We start from the raw sequence: 20,560 nt of genomic DNA, 5'->3' as shown, positions 1-20,560 counted from the left end.
CCGCTCAGATCTTGCGTCTGGACTCAGAACATCCAGGTCAGGCTCATGCGCGCGGACTGGTCTGTCGCCTGGTGGCCGAACTGGCCGCCGTAGGTCGCGTCCACCGTCACGCTGGGCGTGACCTGGAAGCTGATGCCACCACTGATCGCCGCTGCGTTCTTGGCCAGCGGCACACCCGACACGGAGAACACATTGCCACCGGCAGCGAAGCGCTCATTGGCCACAGGCGTCACATCGCCGGACGCATGCTGCCAGCCGGCGCTTACGTTGGCGCGCAAGCCGCCGCGATCATCGAGCTGGAAACTGCCGCGCACACCGAGTGTGCTCACGGTGACGGTGCTGTCGTCGCTGGCGACATCCAGCGCGGCCACGTTCCCGTTCTCATGGACCGCATCGGTGCTGATGCGGTCGTAGGCGATGTTAGCGAACGGTGCAATGGTGGAGCGGCCCAGCGCGAACTCGTAGCTGGCATCGGCAAACACCTGCGTGGTGTTTGCGTTGTAGCGACTGTCAGCGTTTCCGTTGACGTTGCCGAATGCGAGCGTGCGGGACGTGTTGATCTTCTGCCAGCCGTACACCGCGCCACCCTGCAGACGGACAGCGCCCAAGGTCGTGTCGCCGTAGAGGCCTGCGTAGGTGTCCAGATGATGCGCCGAGGTATCGGGCGTCGTGCTGCGCGCGGTTCCCTGGCCGGATCCCAATATCGTGCCCAGGCGACTGTTGCCCGCGACACCGAGATCCGCGCCCACCACCACGCCACTGCCATTGCTGTCCAACGCAGTGGTGTTGTCGTTGCTGTCGTGCGAGCCCCAGTGGCCCCACGCCGACGTCCAGGCGGTGACGCCAGCATCATTGCTTGCCGTCTGGCTGGTCGCGTGGTTCGACACGCCCTGCAGATGGGCGCCAATCGCGTCGCGCACGTATCGGTCGTTTTCCAGGATGGCCGTGCGGGTACTGGCGTGGATGTCGCCCTGCAACTGCTCGAACGCCTTCACCGCCGTAGCGTTGTCCAGCGTGACTACGGTGTCATAAACGGCTTGGCCCGCGCCCAGTGACTCCGCTGCCGAGGCAACCGCCTTGGCATTGGGTGTTCCTGCCACGGAAGGGAAGGTGACGTTGTTGCGGGCGAGAGTAAGGCCGATGTCGTTCTGCCCGTATTGCAGCGTGGGATTGACGAAGGCGAAGTTCGAGGACACGGTGGCGAACTGCCCGGTAATCGGACCGGTCGCCGTCAACAGTTCATAGTTGGTATTGGCCTTCCAATCCGAGGACGGCAAGATGAGCAGGGCACTGCCGCCCAGCGACACGGCACCGTTGACGACCAGGCGACTGCCGGTGCCATCCGCAGCGGTATCCACCTGGAACTGTCCGGTGCTGGTCTGGGTAAAGTTGCCGTTGATGGTCAGCGTACCGATGGAGCCACCGGGGCGGACGACGCCGTTGTTCACGACGTTGCCGTTGATCGTGCCGTGTCCGCGCAGCGTGCCCTGGTTACCTACATTAACCGCGCCACCCAGCGAAGCTCCCGGCGTTGCCGCGTCACCCACTTCCAGCGTGCCAGCAGTGATCGACGTCACGCCAGTGAAGCTGTTCTGGCCATTGAGCACCAGCATGCCGGTGCCGGACTTGGTGAAGTTGCCTGCACCGGAAAGCACGCCTGCGTAGATGCCATCGCTTGCCTGGTCAAACTCCAGGTTGCCGTTGTCGACGATGTTGCCTTGCAGGCTGACCGTATTGCCCTTCAGCGTACCGGCGTTGATCACCGTGCCACCGGTATAGGTGTTCGCACCGGTGAGGCTTTCCGTGCCGCCCTGCAGAATCAGCTCGCCACTGCCGCCGATCACACCGCCGAAGCTGCCGTTGGCCTGCGTCAGCGCGAGCGACTGCTGGCCGAGGCTGACATTGCCGCTACCGTTGAGCGAGACGATGGACGCGCCGCTGGTGGTGCCAGAGATATCGAAGCTGGCGTTGCCCGCCACATTGACGCTGGACGATTGCGCGATGCTGCCGTTTCCGGACAGCGCCAGCGTGCCGGCGCTGATGGTGGTGCTTCCCGCATAGGTATTGGCGCCGCTCAGCGTGAGCGTGCCGCTGCCGGACTGCGTCAGCGCACCAGCACCCGAGATCGCTCGGGCGAAGTTCACCGCATTGCTACGGTTGAACACCAGCGAGCCGTTGTTGGTGACATTGCCTGCGATCGAGCCGGTGGTGCCGCCGTTGCCGATCTGCAGCGTGCTGCCGCTGCCGATGGCGGTGGTGCCGGCAAACGTGTTGGTGCCGGTGAGGATTTCGGTGCCACCCGCAAGGTTGAGGCCGCCAACGCCGCCGATGACGCCGCTGAAGCTGCCCTTGGCCCCGGTCAGCGTGAGCGATTGTCGGCCCAGATTGACGTTGCCGCTGCCGTCCAGCGAAACGATCGACGCGCCGTTCGTTGTGCCAGAGATATCGAACAGCGCGCTGCCCGTGACGTTGACGTCCGACGAACTTGCCAGGCTGCCATGGCCCGAGAGCGCCAGCGTGCCGCCCGTGATCGAGGTGACGCCGCTGTAGGTGTTCACGCCAGTGAGCACTTGCGAGCCGTTCTGCATGATCAGGCCGCCAGTGCCGCCGATCACGCCGCCGAAGCTGCCGCTGCCCTGGGTAAGCGTGAGCGACTGCTGCCCCAGGTTGACGTTGCCACTCCCATCGAGCGACACGATGGACGCGCCATTCTTGGTGCCCGAGATGTCGAACGTCGCGTTGGCGGCAACGTTCACGTCGGAAGAGTGCGCGATGCTGCCAGCCCCCGACAACGCCAGGGTACCACCATTGATCGCGGTGATGCCGCTGTAGGCATTGGTTCCGCTGAGCGTTTCGGTGCCGCCCGTGAGCGTGAGGCTCCCGGGGCCGGCGATCACACCGGCGAAGCTACCGTTGGCCTGGGTGAGGGTCAGCGAGCGCAGGCCAAGCAGGACATTGCCGCTACCGCCGAGCGAGACGATGGAGGCTCCGCTCGTGCCCGCGATGTCGAAGGTTGCGTTGGACGCGATGTTCACGTTGGACGAGTCGGCGATGCTGCCAGGGCCCGCCAGTGCCAACGTGCCCGCGCTGATCGTGGTGCTGCCGGTATACGTATTGGCACCCAGCAGCGTCAACGTACCCGCACCGCTCTTGGTGAGCGCACCGCTACCGTCGATGGTGCCAGAGGCAAGGAGGTCAGCATCCGTTTGCAGGGTGCCGTTGCCCGCCAGGTTCATCGATCGAGTCGTGAAAAATGCGGTCGTGTTCTCCAGCGTGCCACCCTGGAATGTGATGCCGACTGCGGCATTGCCCAGATTGGCGTCGCTGGAAATGGACAGCGTGCCGCCATTGATCGTCGTGCCGCCGGTATAGGTGTTGGCGCCACTCAGTACCAAGGTACCCAGGTCGGCCTTGGTCAGGCCATCGCTGCCTGCCACGATGTTGTCGATGCGCGCCGTCATGCTGGCGCCTGCACTGGATCCGTCGCCAACGCGGATCACCGGTGCGTTGCCGTTGCTGCCCACGAGCGTGAGCGTGTCGCCGTTCAACGTGTATCCATTCACGGCGAACTGTATGCCGGTGGCGCTGACGCTGCCTGCGCTGCTGTCCACTGTCACCGTGCCTGCCGTGCCGCCAAAGAGGGCGAAGCCCGGCTGCGGCTGCATGGCGCCGTTCGGCAGGTTGGCGGTGACGGTGGTCCACATGGGCGAGGTAGCGGACCAGGTGCCGCTGCCACCGCCCATCTGCGTTGCCGACGCCTGGCCGTTGGCGTTCCACGCATTGAGCGTGAAACCGGTGCTATCGATCAGGTTGATCTGCTTCTGTGACGTGAGGTACTGCAACTGCAGCTGCTCGCCAGCGGGGGCGGAGCCAAGCGTCAGGCCGCCATTCGCCGCGGTGAGCGTGCCGCTGTAGCCGAACAGGTTGTACAGGCCAGCACCCATGCCGCCGGCATTGGTGATGTTCAGCGTGGCGCCGTTCAAGCTGAGGTTGCCGCCGACGTGGATGCTGTCGCCGCTGCCGAGGGTCTGCTGAGTGGTGCCGGGAGCGCCAAACGAAAAGTTCAGCAGGCTGCCCTGCGCCGCGCTGAAATCGCCGTTGACGGTGAGCGTGCCGATGGAATCGCCCGGCTCCACGATGCCGCCGGACAACAGGTCGACATTGCCGCCGATGGTGCCGTGGCAACGCAGCGTAGCGTTGGCATCCACCGTGACGTTGCCGCCCAGCGCTGCGCCATTGCCGGCAACGCTGCCGATTACCAGGGTGCCCGACGACACGATGGTGCTACCGCCGAAACCGCCACTGTTGCCGTCAAGCGTTAGCGTTCCACTGCCGGCTTGAGTCAGCGTGCCCGTACCGGAGATCACGCCGCTGAAATCCACCGCATCGCTGCGGTTGAACACCAGCGCGCCGCTGTTCGCCACATTGCCGGCAATCGAACCGCTGGTGCTGCCATTGCCGAGCGTCAGCGTGCCAGGGCTGCCAATGGTGGTGGCGCCGGTATAGGTGTTGTTTCCGGTGAGCGTTTCCGCACCCGCTTGCAAGGTGACACCACCTGAGCCGCTGATCACACCGCTGAAGCTGCCGTTGGCGGCGGTCAGCGCAAGCGACTGCTGGCCGAGAGTGATATTGCCGCTGCCATCGAGCGAGCTGATCGACGCACCGTTGGTCGTGGTCGAGATGTCGAGTGTGCCGGCGCTTGCCACGTTTACGTCGGACGAGCTGGCGATGCTGCCGCTGCCAGACAAGGCCAGCGTGCCGCCATTGATCGCGGTGATGCCGGAGTAGGTGTTGACGCCGCTGAAGGTTTCCGTGCCGTTCTGCAGGGCCACGCCACCGCTGCCGCTGATGGTGCCGCTGAAATTGCTGTTGGCGTCGCCGCTGGCGTTGTTCAGCGTGAGCGTTCGCTGGCCAAGAACGACGCTGCCGTTGTCCGTCAGCGACGTGATCGATGCGCCGGCAGTGGTGCCGGAGATGTCGAAGACGCTGTCGTTCACGTCCACAAAGGAGGAGTTGGCGATACTGCCACTGCCCGACAAGGCCAGCGTGCCGGTGCCGATCCAGGTGAAGCCGGAGTAGGTATTGATGCCGGTCAGAGTCACCGTCCCTGTGCCTTGCAGAACCAGTTGGCCGGCACCGGAGACGATGCCGCCATAGGTGTAGTTGCTGGTGAGATCGAACTCGAATGCGCCGTCGTTCGCCACGTCGCCCATGATCGAACCGGTCTGCCCGCCGCCGCCCACCCATACGAAGCCGGCGCTGCCAATCGTGGTCAGGCCGGTATAGGTGTTGTTTCCTGTGAGGAATATGGGGCCATTAAGCACAGTGAGGCCGCCCGTGCCGCTGATTACGCCGTAGAAGGGTCCGTTGACGGCGGTCAGCGTAAGCGACTGCTGGCCGAGGGTGACATTGCCGCTGCCGCCGAGCGAGCTGATCGACGCACCACTGGTCGTAGTCGAGATGTCGAGCGTGCCGCTGCTTGCCACGTTCACAATGGAAGAACTGGCGATGCTGCCGCTGCCCGTCAAGGCCAGCGTGCCCGCGTTGATCGTGGTCACTCCGCTGTAAGTGTTGTCGCCCGTCAATGTCAGGATGCCCGTGCCTTGCTGCGTCAGCGAGCCGCTGCCGGAGATCGCGCCGGCATAGCTCACGTTGTCGCTGTGATTGAAGATCAGCCCGGTGTTGTTGGTTACGTTGCCGGTGAGCGTGCCCGTGGTGCCGCCGCTGCCTACCTGCAAGGTGCCGCTGTTGATGGTCGTACCGCTGGCACCCGAGGCACTCATGGTGCCGGCGAGCACGGTGTTTCCGGCGGCATTCAATGTGACGGCATTGCCGTTGACAGCACCCTCGATCGACAGTGCGCCAGCGGCGCCCAGCGCCACCGTGCCGGTTCCTGTTCCCACCGTACTGGCCGGACTGATGTCCAGTGTTCCGCTGGTGGTGCTCACGCTTGTACCACCCGACCCACCGTCAACGTGACCGACCACCGACAACGCGCTGCCGTTGGTCAGGCTGAAGCCGTTGGCGGCAATATTGCTCAGTTGAGCGATGCTGTTGTTGCTGGACGTCAGCGTCATCGCGCCGGTGGATGTGCCGGCCATACGTGGCGTCGCGATGAAGCCCGTTCCTGTCTGCACGATATTGCCGCCCGAGCACAGCAGCAGGGGGCCGCTGGCGTTGATGGCGCCGAGCGTCAGGTTGCTCGCGTTGTAGAGGGATATGGCAGTGCCCGTGGCCGAGAGTGCGCCAGTGAAGTTGTTGCCTGTGTTGGCCAGCGCGATAGCGCTACCGCTGTTGAGCGTGATCGATCCCGCGCTGGCGGCTTGTGTGATCGCAGTGCTGGCGGATTGCGATATACCGTTGCCTGATAGCGATAGGGAACCGTTGCCTACCGTCACATTGCCGAGTGTCAGCGGTCCGCCATTGGTCAGCATCACGTTGTTGGCGCCGGTGTTGCTCAGGCTCACCGCACCCGTGAACTGGTTGCTTATGTTGTTCAACGTGATCGCGGCGTCTCCAGCACTGAAGGACGACGCGCCCGCCACGGTAAAGCCTTGGGACTGGGTGATGGCACTGTTGAGCGTAGTGATCGACAGAGGGCCAGCGATGTTGAGCGCGTTAGTTGCAGTGAAACTTCCGCTGTTCGTGGAAAGACTGGTCAGTCCGCTGATCGCGCCACCGAAGCTCACTGCTCCACCGGTGTTCGCGTTCAGTGCGTAATTGCCGTTGACTGTCGAGCTAAAATTGATCGCGCCATTGCCGGCGCTCGTGGCTGTCACGTTGCCCAGCAGCGTCACACCATTGCTGTAGATCTGCGCGCCCGTCGTGGTGACGTTTCCACCCAAGGTAATGCCACTGTTGCCGCTGACGCTCAGGCTGTTGAGCGGTGTAAGGCTGCCCACCGCGCCACCCAGGGCTGCGTTGCCCCCGGCATGGATGGTCAGCCCATAGGTGCCGTCGACGCTGGAGGAAAGGGTGACGTTCCCACTGCTGCTGCTGAGCGTCGTGTTGTTGTCGAGTGTCACCGCAGCGTTGTACGTCTGCGCACCCGAGGTGGAGACATTGCCGCCCAGCGTGGCGCCCGTGGTTGCGGTGACGCTCAGCGAGGTCAGCGCGTTGCTGCTGCCAATGGTTCCACCAAGGGTGGTCATCGGCGCGGTGATCGCGAGGCTGTAGCCGCCATCAAGCGGGGATCGCATGGTGATCGAGCTGGCGCTGGTCAGGCTGAGGTTGTTGCCCAGCATCACCTGACCCACGCCATAGGTTTGATTACCGATGCTGGTGCTGACGTTGGCGTTGAGCGTGAGAATGCCGGGCCCTTCGGCATTGAAGTTTCCGCTGGTGCCGTTGATGGGTGAAGCCACCAGCAGGTTGGCGCCAGCGTCCACCCGCAGGTTGCCACCGCCATTGGCGCCCAGGGTGAGGGCGTGACTGAGCACGAAGCTCTGGGTGGCTTCCAGCGTGCCGCCCTGGTCAAGGGTGACCGCGCCAAGCGTGCTGCCGAGCGCACCATCGCTCGACACCGCCAGTGTTCCCAGTTTGATGGTCCACGGTGTCAGGGCTCCGGTGGTGCCGTTCAAGGTCCACACGCCGGTGCCGTTGACCTGATAGCTGTTGAAGCCGTAGTACTGCGTGGAGCCGCTGTAGGACGTGGGTTGCCCAGGGGCAATCGCTGAGGCGTTGAATGTGCCATTCGCGACGCCACCCAATACGAGTGTGTCGCCGCCATTGAGCGTACCGCTCGTGCTGATCACATTGCCGGTGAACGTGTAGCCGTTCTGCAGGGTCAGCGTATTGCCGCCGCCGGACAGATCTACCGCATCGGCCTGCGCACCCGTGCCGCCGCTGGCTTTGCCGCCCTGGATGGTGTTGCTGTTGGTGATTGACGAACCACCCGTGGTAACGACGCCAACGCCACCATTGCCCACCGTGCCTCCGGTGCCCCCGTTGCCCCCGTTGCCGCCATTGATGACGCCGCCGTTTGTCAGGCTGAAACCGTTGCCACTGACACCCGCGCCGCCTGCACCACCACGAGCGACGCCATAGCCGCCCGTGCTGGTGCCGCCGTTGCCGCCAACGCCACCGTTAATGGTGCCACCGTTGTTCAGGCTGGAGCCGCTGCCGCTGATGTTGACACCGGTGCCGCCACTGCCGCCGCCGCCGCCGGCGTAATAGGCGCCGCCACCCGCGCCACCGGCGCCGCCGCGGATGTTGCCCGCGTTGGTCAGGCTGGTATTGAGGCTGCTCACGTTGAAGCCGGTGCCACCCGCTCCGCCGGCACCGCCGCCTGCTGGGTTCATCCCACCGGGCGCGCCGGCACCGCCAGCGCCGCCATTGGACGATGCGCCGCTGGCGACGCACAACGTTGCGTTGTTGACGCTGCTGCCGTAGCCGGCGGTGCCTGGGGCGCCGGTGCCACCGGTGGTTCCGGTGGCGTTGATCAGTATCGCGCCCGTCGGACACGTCACGGCGGACCATGCCGGCGCCGCCCAGGCGGTCGATGCCAACAAGGTGACGCAGGCCAGCGCCAACGGACGGCGACGCTGCAGCGTCACGCTCGTTGTCGTGCAACCGCCACGCGGCGCATAGGTCAGTTCGGAAGCCACTTGCATGACGCGCAGCGCGCGATTCCAGACAAGCCGGTAGATACGGTTCATGAGACTGCCCCTGTAGAAGATGTGCGAAAACGCCTGACCGCCGATGTCGGTCAGCAGGCGTGTGCGTCAGACGATGCGTACGCCGTGCGGATTGAGATTCGGATCGCGCCAGAAGGCGTCGTTTTCGAAACGGCGGAAGAGGTCCGGCGGAAGAAGCGTGGGACGCTCGCGCGCCTCCACGCGGGGACGCACCGCATGCAGGCCGGGCGTGCCGGCCTTGGCGTCGAACTCGGAGGCGTCGAAGTCCACATGTTCCGTGTTGTGCGTAAACGCCGGCTCGCCGATGAAATCGTAGATCGCTGCCAATGCCATGGCCGGGTTGCTCACCAGCGTTTCGTATTGCACCAACAGAAGGCGTTTGGCGTGTTCGCCGTAGAACGCTTCTTTCAGCGCGTCATACGCGTAGCCCAGCATGCCGTCGGAGCCGGCGATGCCATTGACGCGGGAGTAGACGGTTCCGCCGGCGCTGTAGTTGAAAATGGAAGAGGGCAGGAAGGCGTTCTTCTGAACCAGTCGCTCCACGCTGTCCAGGATCCACGGCACCTGACGCACGCAGGCGATCACTCGGCTGTCGGGAAACAGCGTGGCCAGGGCAGGCAGGCGCGCGCACCAGGCGCGACTGGTGTCGAATATCACGCTCGCCGGCTGGTCGGCATAGAAGTTGTCGAACAGGCCGCGCAGCAGACGCTGACGCTTGGCGTCGTCGATGAATACCGAGAACTCATTGCGCCCGCTCATCTCGCCGAGCATCGAGGTGAACAAGCCGGCCAGTGGACCGCTCATGTCCGCATGGAAGCGAGGATTCTGGCGCAACAACGCGGCCAGCAATGTAGAGCCGGCCCGTGGCAGGCCGGAAATAAAATGTATGCGTTGGAACATGGGCCCCCTCCCATGAAGTTGCACGGTCGACAGCCTTGTCGCCCCCCGTGTGACACATTTCACAGTATCAAAGACGGTGGTACCTGGAAATCCCGATATCAGGGGTAGCGGTCATGCTCTCGTCGTATTGACTTCGCCACGAACAGGCGCGTGTGGGTGAACGGTGCCATGCGCTCGCGACGTTGTTGCACGTGCGTCGGTGTTACTGGCAAAACGACGGCGCATGTCACCTGATGTCCGTCGCCTTCGTTTTGTGGGTGGCTACTTGGTCACGCGCATGCAGCGTTGCGTTGAGTGTGGTCGCCTCGATGCCGGTCACAGCGACGCCGGGTGACACCACGTCCGGCAGGGCGGATAGCCACGCGCCCCATGGCACATGGACGTCCTTTATAGCCTTGTCCCCACCCTTAAGTGGGCCAGCGGACAAGTCTGAGGCGAAAATTTCTACGCCCGTCCGAGGCCATCCTTCTGCGGCCTCGGCGTGCCTTGGACGAAGTCAGACACCCGGATTGGGAGCTGGCCAATACCTGGTTACGCGGAAAAGTTGGCTCCGCGTCAGGCAACTTATGACCTATTGCCAAGGCCTTACCTCTCGATGGCATGCTCATCGGGCAGTGATTGACTAAATCTACTCATCAGTATCAAAATGAGAATGATCATTCACCCTCATTTCTGAACTACCCGTCCCCACGGGTACAAGGCCCCCGCCATGTCGCTCGCACGTAAATTTTTGCGCCCTCTTTTGGGGGGCGCTCTGGCGTCCGCCACGCTGTTGCTGGCTGCCTGCGGCGGTTCGGCCGAGGCGCCCCAGAGCGGCCCCGCCGAAGTCACGGTGGTGACGCTCAAGCCTCAACAGGTCACCGTCACCCGCGAACTGCCGGGACGCACCAATGCCTTCCTGATCGCCGAGGTGCGGCCGCAGGTCAACGGCATCATCAAGCAGCGTCTGTTTGAAGAGGGCGCGATGGTGAAGGCGGGGCAGGCGCTCTATCAGTTGGAGGATGCGCAATACCGCGCCGATAACAACAACGCCAAGGCGGCGTTGGCCAAGGCCAAGGCCGCGCTGTACTCCGCGCAGCTCAACGCCAAACGCACCAGCGAGCTGGCGCGCATCGATGCGGTGAGCAAGCAGGACAACGAGAATGCCACCGCGGCGTGGCAGCAAGCCGAGGCGGACGTGGCGGCGGCGCAGGCTTCGGTGGAAAGCACCGGCGTGACGCTCGCCTTCGCGCGTATCGTGTCGCCGATCACCGGTCGTATCGGCAAGTCCAGCGTCACGCCGGGTGCGCTGGTCACTGCCAATCAGTCCGAGCCGATGGCGCGCGTGCAGCAGTTGGATCCGGTGTTCGTTGACGTCACCCAGTCCAGTGGCGAGTTGCTGGCGCTGCGGAAGCAGATCGCTGCCGGCGCGCTGAAAGAGTCGGACGGCACACCAGTAAAGATTTTGCTGGAAGACGGCACGCCGTATACGCACGAAGGCAAGCTGCAGTTCTCCGATGTCAGCGTAGACCCCACCACGGGCAGCTTCGCGCTGCGTGTGATCGTGCCCAATCCCGAGCATGCGCTGTTGCCCGGCATGTATGTGCGCGCCGTGCTGGACAAGGGCACCAATCCTAAGGCGCTACTGGTGCCGCAGGCCGGTATCGCACGCGACCCCAAGGGCGGTGCCACCGTGATGCTGGTGGACAAGGACGGCAAGGTCGCGCTGCGCGACGTGCAGGTGAGCCGCACCATCGGTGACCAGTGGTTGGTCGAGAGCGGTTTGTCGACCGGCGACAGGGTGATCGTGGAAGGCTTGCAGATGATCCAGCCCGGCATGCCGGTACACGCCGTTGAAGCGGGCGCACCTGCTGCAGCTGGCGCGCCTGCCGCGTCGGCACAGGCATCGACGGCCCACTAAGGACTTCTACCCATGGCCAGGTTTTTTATCGATCGCCCCATCCTTGCGTGGGTCGTCGCCATCATCGTCATGCTTGCGGGTGCGTTGTCGCTGACACGCTTGCCTATCTCGCAGTATCCGGTGATCGCGCCGCCGCAGGTGACCATCAACGCCAACTACCCGGGTGCCTCCGCGCAGGCGGCGGAAGACTCGGTGGCGCAGATCATCGAGCAGAACATGAAGGGCCTGGACGGCCTGATCTACATGTCCGCCACCAGCGACTCCGATGGTTCCGTGCAGGTGACGCTTACCTTCGAGAACGGCACCAACCCCGACATCGCCCAGGTGCAGGTGCAGAACAAGCTGCAGCTCGCCACGCCGCTGCTGCCGCAGATCGTGCAGCAGCAGGGCATCAACGTGGTCAAGTCCAGCTCCGGCTTCCTGATGGTGGTGGGCTTTGTATCCGAGGATGGACGTCTGGATGGCGAAGACATCTCGGACTTTGTCTCTGCCAACGTGGTGGATCCGCTTAGCCGCGTGGAAGGCGTGGGCAATATCGAAGTGTTCGGCTCCAAGTACGCCATGCGTATCTGGCTGGACCCGAACAAGCTCGATACCTACAAGCTGACACCGGCGGAAGTGGTGACGGCGTTGCGTGCGCAGAACCAGCAGGTGGCCGTCGGCCAGATTGGCGGCAACCCGGCGGTGAAGGGTCAGCAACTCAACGCCACGGTGATTGCGCAACAGCGCATGCAGACGCCGGAGCAGTTCCGCAACATCGTCGTTCGCAGCAACACCGATGGTTCGGTGCTGACGCTGGGCGACATGGCGCGCGTGGAGCTGGGCCTGCAGGACTATGGCTTCACCAGCAAGTTCAACGGCAAGCCGGCCACCGGTATCGCAATCTCACTCACCTCCGGTGCCAATGCGCTGGCAACAGCGGAGCGCGTGCAGGCATCGTTGAAGCAGATGGAGCCTTCGTTCCCGCGCGGCGTGAAATCGGTGATCGCGTTCGACAGCACGCCGTTCGTGAAGGTGTCGATCAAGGGCGTGATCAAGACGCTGCTGGAAGCGATCGTGCTGGTGTTCCTGGTGATGTATCTGTTCCTGCAGAACTTCCGGGCCACGCTGATCCCGACCATCGCGGTGCCGGTGGTGCTGCTGGGCACGTTTGGCGTGCTCGCGGCCATGGGCTACTCGATCAACATGTTGACCATGTTCGCCATGGTGCTGGCCATCGGCTTGCTGGTGGACGATGCCATCGTGGTGGTGGAGAACGTCGAACGCGTGATGAGCGAGGAGGGGCTTTCACCGCTCGAAGCCACGCGTAAATCCATGACGCAGATCACCGGCGCACTGGTGGGTATTGCGCTGGTGTTGTCGGCGGTATTCGTGCCCATGGCCTTTCTGAGCGGCTCCACGGGTGTGATCTATCGCCAGTTCTCGGTGACCATTGTGTCGTCGATGGCCTTGTCGGTGCTGGTGGCCCTCGTGCTGACACCGGCGCTGTGCGCAACTTTGCTCAAGCCCATCGCCAAAGGTCACCACGTATCCGAGCGTGGCTTCTTTGGCTGGTTCAACCGCAAGTTCGACCAGGGCACGCTGAAGTACGAGCGCAGCGTGGGCGGCATCATCGCGCGCAGCCGGCGTTTCCTGCTGGTGTTCGTGGCGATGAGTGCGGCGATGGTGGTGGTGTTTCTGCGCTTGCCCACCTCGTTCCTGCCGATGGAAGACCAGGGCTTTGCTTTCACCATTGTGCAGGCGCCGGTAGGTGCTACCACCGAGCGCACTGCCCACGTGATGGCACGCGTGGAAAAGCAGTTCATGGACGATCCGGCGGTCGACTCGGTGTTTTCGGTGCAAGGCTTCAGTTTTGCCGGTGCCGGCCAGAATACGGGCATGGCCTTTGTGCAGTTGAAGGACTGGAGCGTGCGCCACAAGGCCGACCTGAGTCTGGATGCGGTGATCGGGCGCGCCATGGGCGCCTTCAGCCAGATCAAGGAAGCGATGGTGTTCGCTTTCGCGCCGCCGGCCGTGCCGGAGCTGGGTAACTCAGCGGGCTTCGACTTCTATCTGAAGGACAACGCCGGCCTCGGCCATGCGGCTCTGGTGGAGGCTCGCAATCAATTCCTGCAGGCAGCGGCCCAGAGCAAGTTGCTGGCCAACGTGCGTGCGAATGGCCAGGACGACACACCGCAGTTCCGCATCGACGTGGATTACCGCAAGGCCGCAGCGCAGGGCCTCGCCATTGGCGACATCAACGACACCCTCACGATGGCGTGGGGCGGTCAGTACGTGGACGACTTCATGGATCGCGGCCGCGTAAAGCGTGTGTTCGTGCAGGCCGACGCGCCGTTTCGCATGGCGCCGGAAGACTTCGAAAAGTGGTCGGTGCGTAACGCGAGCGGCGCGATGGTGCCGTTCCGCGCCTTTGCCAACACACGTTGGGATTTCGGCTCGCCGCGTCTTGAGCGCTACAACGGCGTCTCCGCCATGCAGATCAACGGCGAGGCCGCGCCGGGCGTGAGTTCAGGTGATGCCATGACGGAGGTGGAGAAGCTGGTGGCGAAATTGCCGCGTGGCGTTGGCATGGAATGGACCGGTCAGTCGTATCAGGAGCGTGAGGCCGGGGCACAGGCGCCGCTGTTGTACACGCTGTCCGTGCTGGTGGTGTTCCTGTGTCTGGCCGGCCTGTACGAGAGTTGGACGATTCCAACGGCTGTGCTGCTGGTGGCGCCGCTGGGCATCCTCGGCACGGTGGTGGCGGCGTATCTCGCCGGCTTGGATCGCGATGTGTATTTCCAGGTCGCGATGCTCACTACGGTGGGTTTGTCGAGCAAGAACGCCATCCTGATCGTGGAGTTCGCCAAGGAGAACCTGGAGAAGGGCATGGACCTGATCGCCGCGACGTTGCTAGCGGTGCGTACGCGTCTGCGCCCGATCTTGATGACCTCGCTGGCTTTCGGCCTGGGCGTGTTGCCGCTGGCGCTCGCCAGCGGCGCAGGTTCGGGCGCACAGCGCGCGATTGGCACCGGCGTGTTGGGCGGCATGGTCGCCGGCACGGCGCTGGGCATCTTCTTCGTGCCGCTGTTCTTCGTGATGGTGAGGCGCGTGTTCGGCAAGAAAAAAGCTCCGGTCAGCGACATGCCGGCGGCGGGAGAAACCATCCATGAGTAAGCCCATCCTGGCCGCGTGCTGCGCGGCCATCGCCCTGGCCCTCGGCGGCTGTGTGAGCATGGCGCCCAAACTGCCGGCTGCGCAGGCTGGTATCCCGGCGTCGTGGCCCTTGCCGGAAGCTACCGCCGCCGAGCCGGGTCGTGCAGAGGACATCGGCTGGCGCCAGTTCTTCACCGATCCCAAGCTGGCGCGCTTGATCGAGCTGTCGCTCGACAACAACCGCGATCTGCGCGTCGCCGTGCTCAATGTGGAGAAGGCGCGCGCTCAGTACCGCATTCAGCGCGCCGACCGCGTGCCGTCGGTCAACGTCACGGGCCAGTCGACGCGCACCGGCGTGAGCGGTCAGCCGTTGAGCGAGCAATATCGCACCGATCTGGGCACGACCAACTTCGAGTTGGATTTGTTCGGTCGCGTGAACTCGCTCAGTAATGCCGCGCTGGAGCGTTACCTGGCTCAGGACGAATCGCGGCGCAGCACGCAACTAAGCCTGATCGCGGAGGTCGCCAACGCCTACCTCACGCTGGCGGCGGATCAGGAGTCGCTGAAGGTGGCCCAGGCCACGCGTGACAATCAGGAAGCCTCGTTTGAGCTTACGAGCAAGCGGCACATCCTGGGCGCAGCCTCGCAGTTGGATCTGAGCCAGGCGCAGACTACGGTGGAAAGTGCGCGCGCCGATATGGCTCGCTACACGGGGCTGGTGGCGCAGGACACCAACGCGCTGCGTCTGTTGGTGGGCGCACAGTTGGACGATGCACTACTGCCTGACGGATTGGATGGCGATGTAACCATGCTGGGTGCATTGCCCGCCGGCCTGCCTTCCGAGGTGCTGTTGCGCCGGCCGGACATTTTGCAGACGGAGCATTTGTTGCGCGCGGCGAATGCGGATATCGGCGCGGCGCGTGCGGCTTTTTTCCCTTCCATCCAGCTCACTGGCAGCGTGGGAACGGTCAGCAACGATCTCTCCGGCCTGTTCAAGAGCGGCAGCGGCACATGGACCTTCATGCCGCAGATCACCGTGCCGATCTTCCAGGGCGGTCGACTCACCGCACAGTTGGCGGGCGCCAAGGCCGACCAGCAGATTGCGCTGGCGCAGTATGAGAAGGCGATCCAGACCGGTTTTCGCGAAGTGGCTGACGCGCTTGTGCTGACGCGCACGTTGGCCGATCAACGCCAGGCACAGGAGGCCTTGGAGAGTGCTGCGGCACGAGCGGACGAACTGTCGAAGGCCCGTTACCGTGCAGGGCGCGACAGCTACCTGGAGTCGCTGGTGACGCAGCGTTCGTTGTACAGCGCGCAGCAGCAACTTATTGCGACGCGACTGGCCGAGCAGACCAATCGGGTTACTTTGTATAAAGTGCTGGGAGGCGGCTGGAACGAACGAGCACCATGAGTCAACGCAAGACATCCGACGACAAACCCCTGAGCGAACGCGCCAGGGAGCAACGCGAGCGCATCCTCACGGCTGCGCAGCATTGCTTCGTCAAATACGGCTTCCACGCAGCGAGCATGGCCAACATCGCTGAAGCGGCCGGGATGAGCGCGGGACTTATCTATCGCTACTTTCCCAACAAGAGCACCATCGTGCTGGCCATCATCGAGCGCCAGACCGAGATCGAGTTGGAGGACATGCGCGCCTTCAATGCATCGATGGACATGACCGAGATGCTGGTGGAGACGTTCGACACCTGGACGCATCCCAAGCCCGACATGCGCATCACCAATGCTGCGCTGTTTCTGGAGGCCAGCGCGGAAGCCACCCGTGACAAAGCGGTGGCGAAGGCTATGCACCAGACCGATCAGCTGTTCTGTACTGAAATGCAGGCGATCTTGATGCGGCCGGTGGCCGACGGTGGTTTTGGTATGTCGGCAGAGCTGGCGCGCCAGCGCTCGCTGGTGCTGACCTTCCTGTTCGAAGGCCTGTCCGTGCGCGCGGCGCGCGATCCGGGGCTGGACATGGACTGGCTGCGTTCGGCATTGAACGACGTGATGCCGCATTTGCTCTGGAAATAACTGACGTACCCGCCGCGCTGATCGCGGCGGGACATCACGGCGGGTTACCAGCGATAACGCGCGGAAACGGTGATCTCGCGCGGGTAGCCGTAGTAGCACCAGATAGCGCTGTTGCACGCCGATACGTACTCTCGATCGAACAGGTTCGCCGCCGTGACCTGGAAGCGCCAGTTCTGAATGTCGTAGTGCGCATTGGCGTCGAACAGTGTGTAGCCGCCGGTGCGGTACTGGTTGAACGCATCGCCGTAATGCTCGCCGATGAAACGGACGCCACCACCGAAACCCAGGCCGGCGAGAACACCCTCGTGGACTCCATAGTCGGCCGACAGTGATGCCTGCTGCTTGGGCACGAATGCGACTTGCTTGCCTAGCGTGGCATCGTTGGCGTGAGTGACCTTGGCGTCCGTATAGGCGTACGCAGCGGTCATGCTCAGGTGGTCCGTCACGGCTACATTCGCCTCCAGTTCCGCACCACGCGTGCGCGTCTGTCCCTGCTGCAACTGGAAGAACAGGTTATTGGGATCGACCGTGAGCGAGTTCTTCTGCGTGAGCTGGTAAACGGCGCCGGTGATCAGCGTACGTCCGTCGGGCGTCTGGTACTTGAGGCCGGCTTCGTACTGGTCGCCTGTGATCGGTTTGTACGCGTTGCCGTCAAACGTGGTGCCCACCGTGGTCTTGAACGAGTGGGAGTAGGCGACGTACGGCACCAGCCCGATGTCGGTGGTGTAGTTGACGCCCAGGCGACCGGAGAACGCGTTGTCGTTCTGCTTGTCGCGCGTGTTGGCGATCAGGTCCTTCACGTCGTTGCTGACCCAGTCCTCGCGGCCGCTGGCAACGATGCCCCATTTGCCGATGGTGATCTGGTCCTGCACATAAGCGCCCAGCTGCTCCAGCAAGCTGTTGGTGTGGAACGTGTACGGTGCCGGTGCGATGGGCTGCCCGTAGACCGGGTCGAAGATATCGATCGGCGGGGCCGAGGCATAACCCGACTTGTAATCGTTGTGGCTATGCAGATAGTCCACGCCCATCAGCACGTTGTGCTGCACGTTGCCCTGGTCGAATTTGGCCTCGACCTGGTTGTCCACGGCGAACACGTTGGCGTGGTCCACCAACGGATAGTTGTAGCGGTTGAGCGTGCGCAGGTCGTCCTGCAAGCCCAGGCTGCCGATGGAGCGGTGGTCCACCTTTTCATTCTGCAGACGCAGATCCTGGCGGAACGACCAGGTGTCGTTGAAGCGATGCGTAAAGGCGTAACCGATCGATTCGTCGGTCTTCCAGTAGTGGTCGTATCCCGGCTCGCCGGGATTCACGTCACGCGGAATTTGTCCGTTCGGGTTGGGGTAGAGCGTGCCCTGCGATGGGAGGAAGCCGCCCACGCCGTCGGACAGGGCGCGCTGGTAGCGCGGCAGCAGCGTGAATGACGTGTTGTCGTCCGGTTGCCAGGTCAGGCTGGGCGCGAAGTAGTAGCGATCATCCTTCGAATGCTTGATGTTCGAGTCGCCTTGCCGGGCCAGCGCTACCAAACGCCACAGCCAATGGCCGTCGCTGTCGAGCTGTCCGCCGGTATCGCCAGCCAGTTGCTTCTGACCGAAGCTGCCCACGGTCGCGATGATTTCGTGCGGAGCATCCAGGCTAGGGCGCTTGCTCGTCATGTCCATCATGCCGCCGGGTGGCAACTGGCCATACATGGCTGACGACGGGCCTTTGTTCACTTCGACGCGTTCGAGGCCATACGGCTCGATGCGTGAATCCGCCGTCCACGCGCCACTGGGCAGCGCCAGGCCGTCGAGGAATTTGGCGGGGTCGTAACCGCGCACCAGGATCCAGTCGCTGCGCGGGTCAGCGCCATAGCTGCCACCCAACGCGCCAGCGAGATAACGGACGGCTTCGTCCAGGCCCTGCATGCCATACAACTGCATACGATCAGGCGTGACGGTGCTTACCGACTGCGGGATCTTGACCGCGGGGGTTTCCGTCTTGGTCGTGGAGTACACGACATTGACAGCCTCGAGGGCGACGCTTTTCTTGTCGTCCTTCTGGGGTGTCGTGGATGCAGGCGTGGTCGCGTTGTCGGTCTGGTCGTCGGCATAAGCCGGGGAGGCCAGGGCCAGAGTCATGGCTGCCAGAAGCGCGCTTCTGGAGAAGAGGGCGGACATCAGTCGTTGTTCCCGGGGCGACGTGGCCGTGGCTCGGATGGGGCACGGCTCATGGGTTGCGAAGCGCAAGATGATAATGATTCCTATTTTTGAATCAACTTCTTGCTGCGTGTCTGCGGCAATGGCTCCCTTGGGCCTTGTCACGATGCCTGCAAGTTCTTGCGAAAGCGTGGACTTTTACCGCGCGTTGCCGGAAGTTGACTAGTAATGCGAATGATTCGCGAAAGCGTTCTGATCTATGCTGCGCCGCTCAAGTTGGGGACAAGCTTTCTGCAAAGGGGCAGGCATGTTTCGAAAGCGCAGTCGTAAAGGGACGTTGGATGGGCGCAGCGCGTCTGCTGTGTTCCTGGCAGCACTTGGCGTGGGCTCGGTGGGCCTGGTCGCAACAGGCGACGCGTGGGCCGGTGTTCCGCCGTTGTCGGTGCCGATCAGCTCCGACCAGGTCAATGGTCAATCCAAGAACCTCGCGAGCTTTCTGGGTGATCTCAAGCGAAGCAACTTTATGCTTGGCGACATGTTTGGCTTGCGCAGTGGGCTGAGCAAGTACGGCATCTCACTGGCGATCCAGGAGACCAGTGAAGTGTTGGGCAACGCGACGGGCGGTACGCAGCGCGGCGCCCAGTACGACGGCCTCACGCAGATGATCATGCAGTGGGACACGCGCCGTGGCATCGGCTGGTACGGCGGCTTGTTCAACATCAGCGCGCTCCAGATCCACGGCCAGAACCTGAGTGCCAACAATCTCTCGACCATTCAAACCGCCAGCGGCATCGAAGCAGATCGCGCGACGCGTTTGTGGGAGATGTGGTACGACCAGAAGTTCCTGGAAGAAGATCGGCTGGACATCAAGGTTGGCCAGCAAAGTGTCGATCAAGAATTTATCGTCAGCAGCAACGCGTCGTACTTCGTCAATACGATGTTCGGCTGGCCCGCGTTGCCCTCGTACAACATGCCGGGAGGCGGCCCTGCCTATCCGCTGTCGGCGCTCGGTGTCAGGTTCCGCTATCGCCCCGTGGATTCCATCAACCTTCTGGTGGGCGTGTTCAACGGCAGCCCTACAAAGAACAACCAAGGCGATCCGCAGCAGACCAATCCTTCTGGCACCAGTTTCCCGCTAGGTGGTGGGCGATTGATCATGGCGGAATTGCAGTACGCCTATCCGTCGCTGGGTAGCATGGTGTATCCGGGCGAATCGGCTCCACTGGCGCGCACGTATCGACTCGGCGCCTGGTACGACACCGAAAGCTTTGCGGATCAGCGATACGACACGCAAGGCGTGGCGCTGGCGAACCCGCAGAGCAACGGTGTTGCGGCGAACCACAAGGGCAACTTTTCCTTGTATGCCGTTGCCGATCAGATGCTCTGGCGTAGCAGCACCGATCCCAATCACACCTTCAATGCGTTTGGTCGCGTGATGGGAACGCCGCAGAACGATCGGAACTTCATCCGCTTCAGCATGAACGCGGGCGTTGTGCTGCACGAACCGTTTCGAAACCGCGCGGACGATACGTTCGGCGTCGGCATGGGTTACGTGCGTGTCTCCACAGGTATCGCCGGGGCTGATCGCGACACGGCCTACTTTGCCCAGCTGATCGACCCCAACAGCTACAACCCGATCCGCAGCTCCGAAACCTATGTCGAGATGACTTACCAGTATCAGCTTCGGCCGTGGTGGCAGTTGCAGCCGGATCTTCAATACGTCTTCAACCCCGGTGGCGGGATAGCCAACCCTAACGAACCCACGCGTCGCATCGGCAACGAGCTGGTGCTTGGGTTGCGTACCAATATCCTGTTCTGAGGTG

General features: G+C 63.2%; 8 protein-coding genes. 5 read left to right on the top strand and 3 right to left on the bottom strand.

Annotated elements, in window-relative coordinates; genetic code table 11:
* Positions 1 to 23: 23 nt before the first annotated feature.
* Both DYST_RS05500 and DYST_RS05495 read right to left on the bottom strand, forming a co-directional pair.
* A complete protein-coding gene (locus DYST_RS05500) occupies positions 24 to 8,657 on the bottom strand; it encodes an autotransporter-associated beta strand repeat-containing protein (RefSeq protein ID WP_239950610.1) in 8,634 nt (2,877 codons plus the stop codon).
* Positions 8,658 to 8,723: 66 nt separating this feature from the next.
* Positions 8,724 to 9,536, bottom strand: coding sequence for a sulfotransferase family protein (locus DYST_RS05495; RefSeq protein WP_199048663.1), 813 nt, complete (start codon positions 9,534 to 9,536; stop codon positions 8,724 to 8,726).
* Positions 9,537 to 10,245: 709 nt separating this feature from the next.
* Here DYST_RS05495 and DYST_RS05490 point away from each other — a divergent pair.
* From DYST_RS05490 to DYST_RS05475, 4 genes are read left to right on the top strand one after another with little or no spacing between them, the layout of a single operon-like run.
* On the top strand, positions 10,246 to 11,436 hold the full coding sequence (locus DYST_RS05490) for an efflux RND transporter periplasmic adaptor subunit (protein ID WP_239950608.1): 1,191 nt from the start codon (positions 10,246 to 10,248) through the stop codon (positions 11,434 to 11,436).
* 12 nt (positions 11,437 to 11,448) lie between these two features.
* On the top strand, positions 11,449 to 14,592 hold the full coding sequence (locus DYST_RS05485) for an efflux RND transporter permease subunit (RefSeq protein ID WP_239950606.1): 3,144 nt from the start codon (positions 11,449 to 11,451) through the stop codon (positions 14,590 to 14,592).
* Positions 14,585 to 15,982: an efflux transporter outer membrane subunit gene (locus DYST_RS05480; RefSeq protein ID WP_239950604.1), complete on the top strand. Its 1,398-nt coding sequence runs from the start codon at positions 14,585 to 14,587 to the stop codon at positions 15,980 to 15,982. Before DYST_RS05485 ends, DYST_RS05480 begins: the two co-directional genes overlap by 8 nt.
* Positions 15,979 to 16,602: a TetR/AcrR family transcriptional regulator gene (locus DYST_RS05475; RefSeq protein ID WP_239950603.1), complete on the top strand. Its 624-nt coding sequence runs from the start codon at positions 15,979 to 15,981 to the stop codon at positions 16,600 to 16,602. Before DYST_RS05480 ends, DYST_RS05475 begins: the two co-directional genes overlap by 4 nt.
* A 44-nt stretch (positions 16,603 to 16,646) precedes the next feature.
* Here DYST_RS05475 and DYST_RS05470 read toward each other — a convergent pair whose 3' ends face one another.
* Positions 16,647 to 18,758, bottom strand: a complete 2,112-nt coding sequence (locus DYST_RS05470) for a TonB-dependent siderophore receptor (RefSeq protein WP_239950602.1) — start codon at positions 18,756 to 18,758, stop codon at positions 16,647 to 16,649.
* Positions 18,759 to 19,044: 286 nt separating this feature from the next.
* Here DYST_RS05470 and DYST_RS05465 point away from each other — a divergent pair, with 286 nt between their 5' ends.
* Positions 19,045 to 20,556 (top strand): carbohydrate porin, encoded by a 1,512-nt coding sequence (locus DYST_RS05465; protein WP_239950601.1) that lies wholly within the window; start codon positions 19,045 to 19,047, stop codon positions 20,554 to 20,556.
* Positions 20,557 to 20,560: the final 4 nt, after the last annotated feature.

It is taken from the genome of Dyella terrae (assembly GCF_022394535.1).
In the GTDB taxonomy this organism is placed as follows: domain Bacteria; phylum Pseudomonadota; class Gammaproteobacteria; order Xanthomonadales; family Rhodanobacteraceae; genus Dyella.
This window is presented reverse-complemented; position numbering and strand designations above follow the sequence as displayed.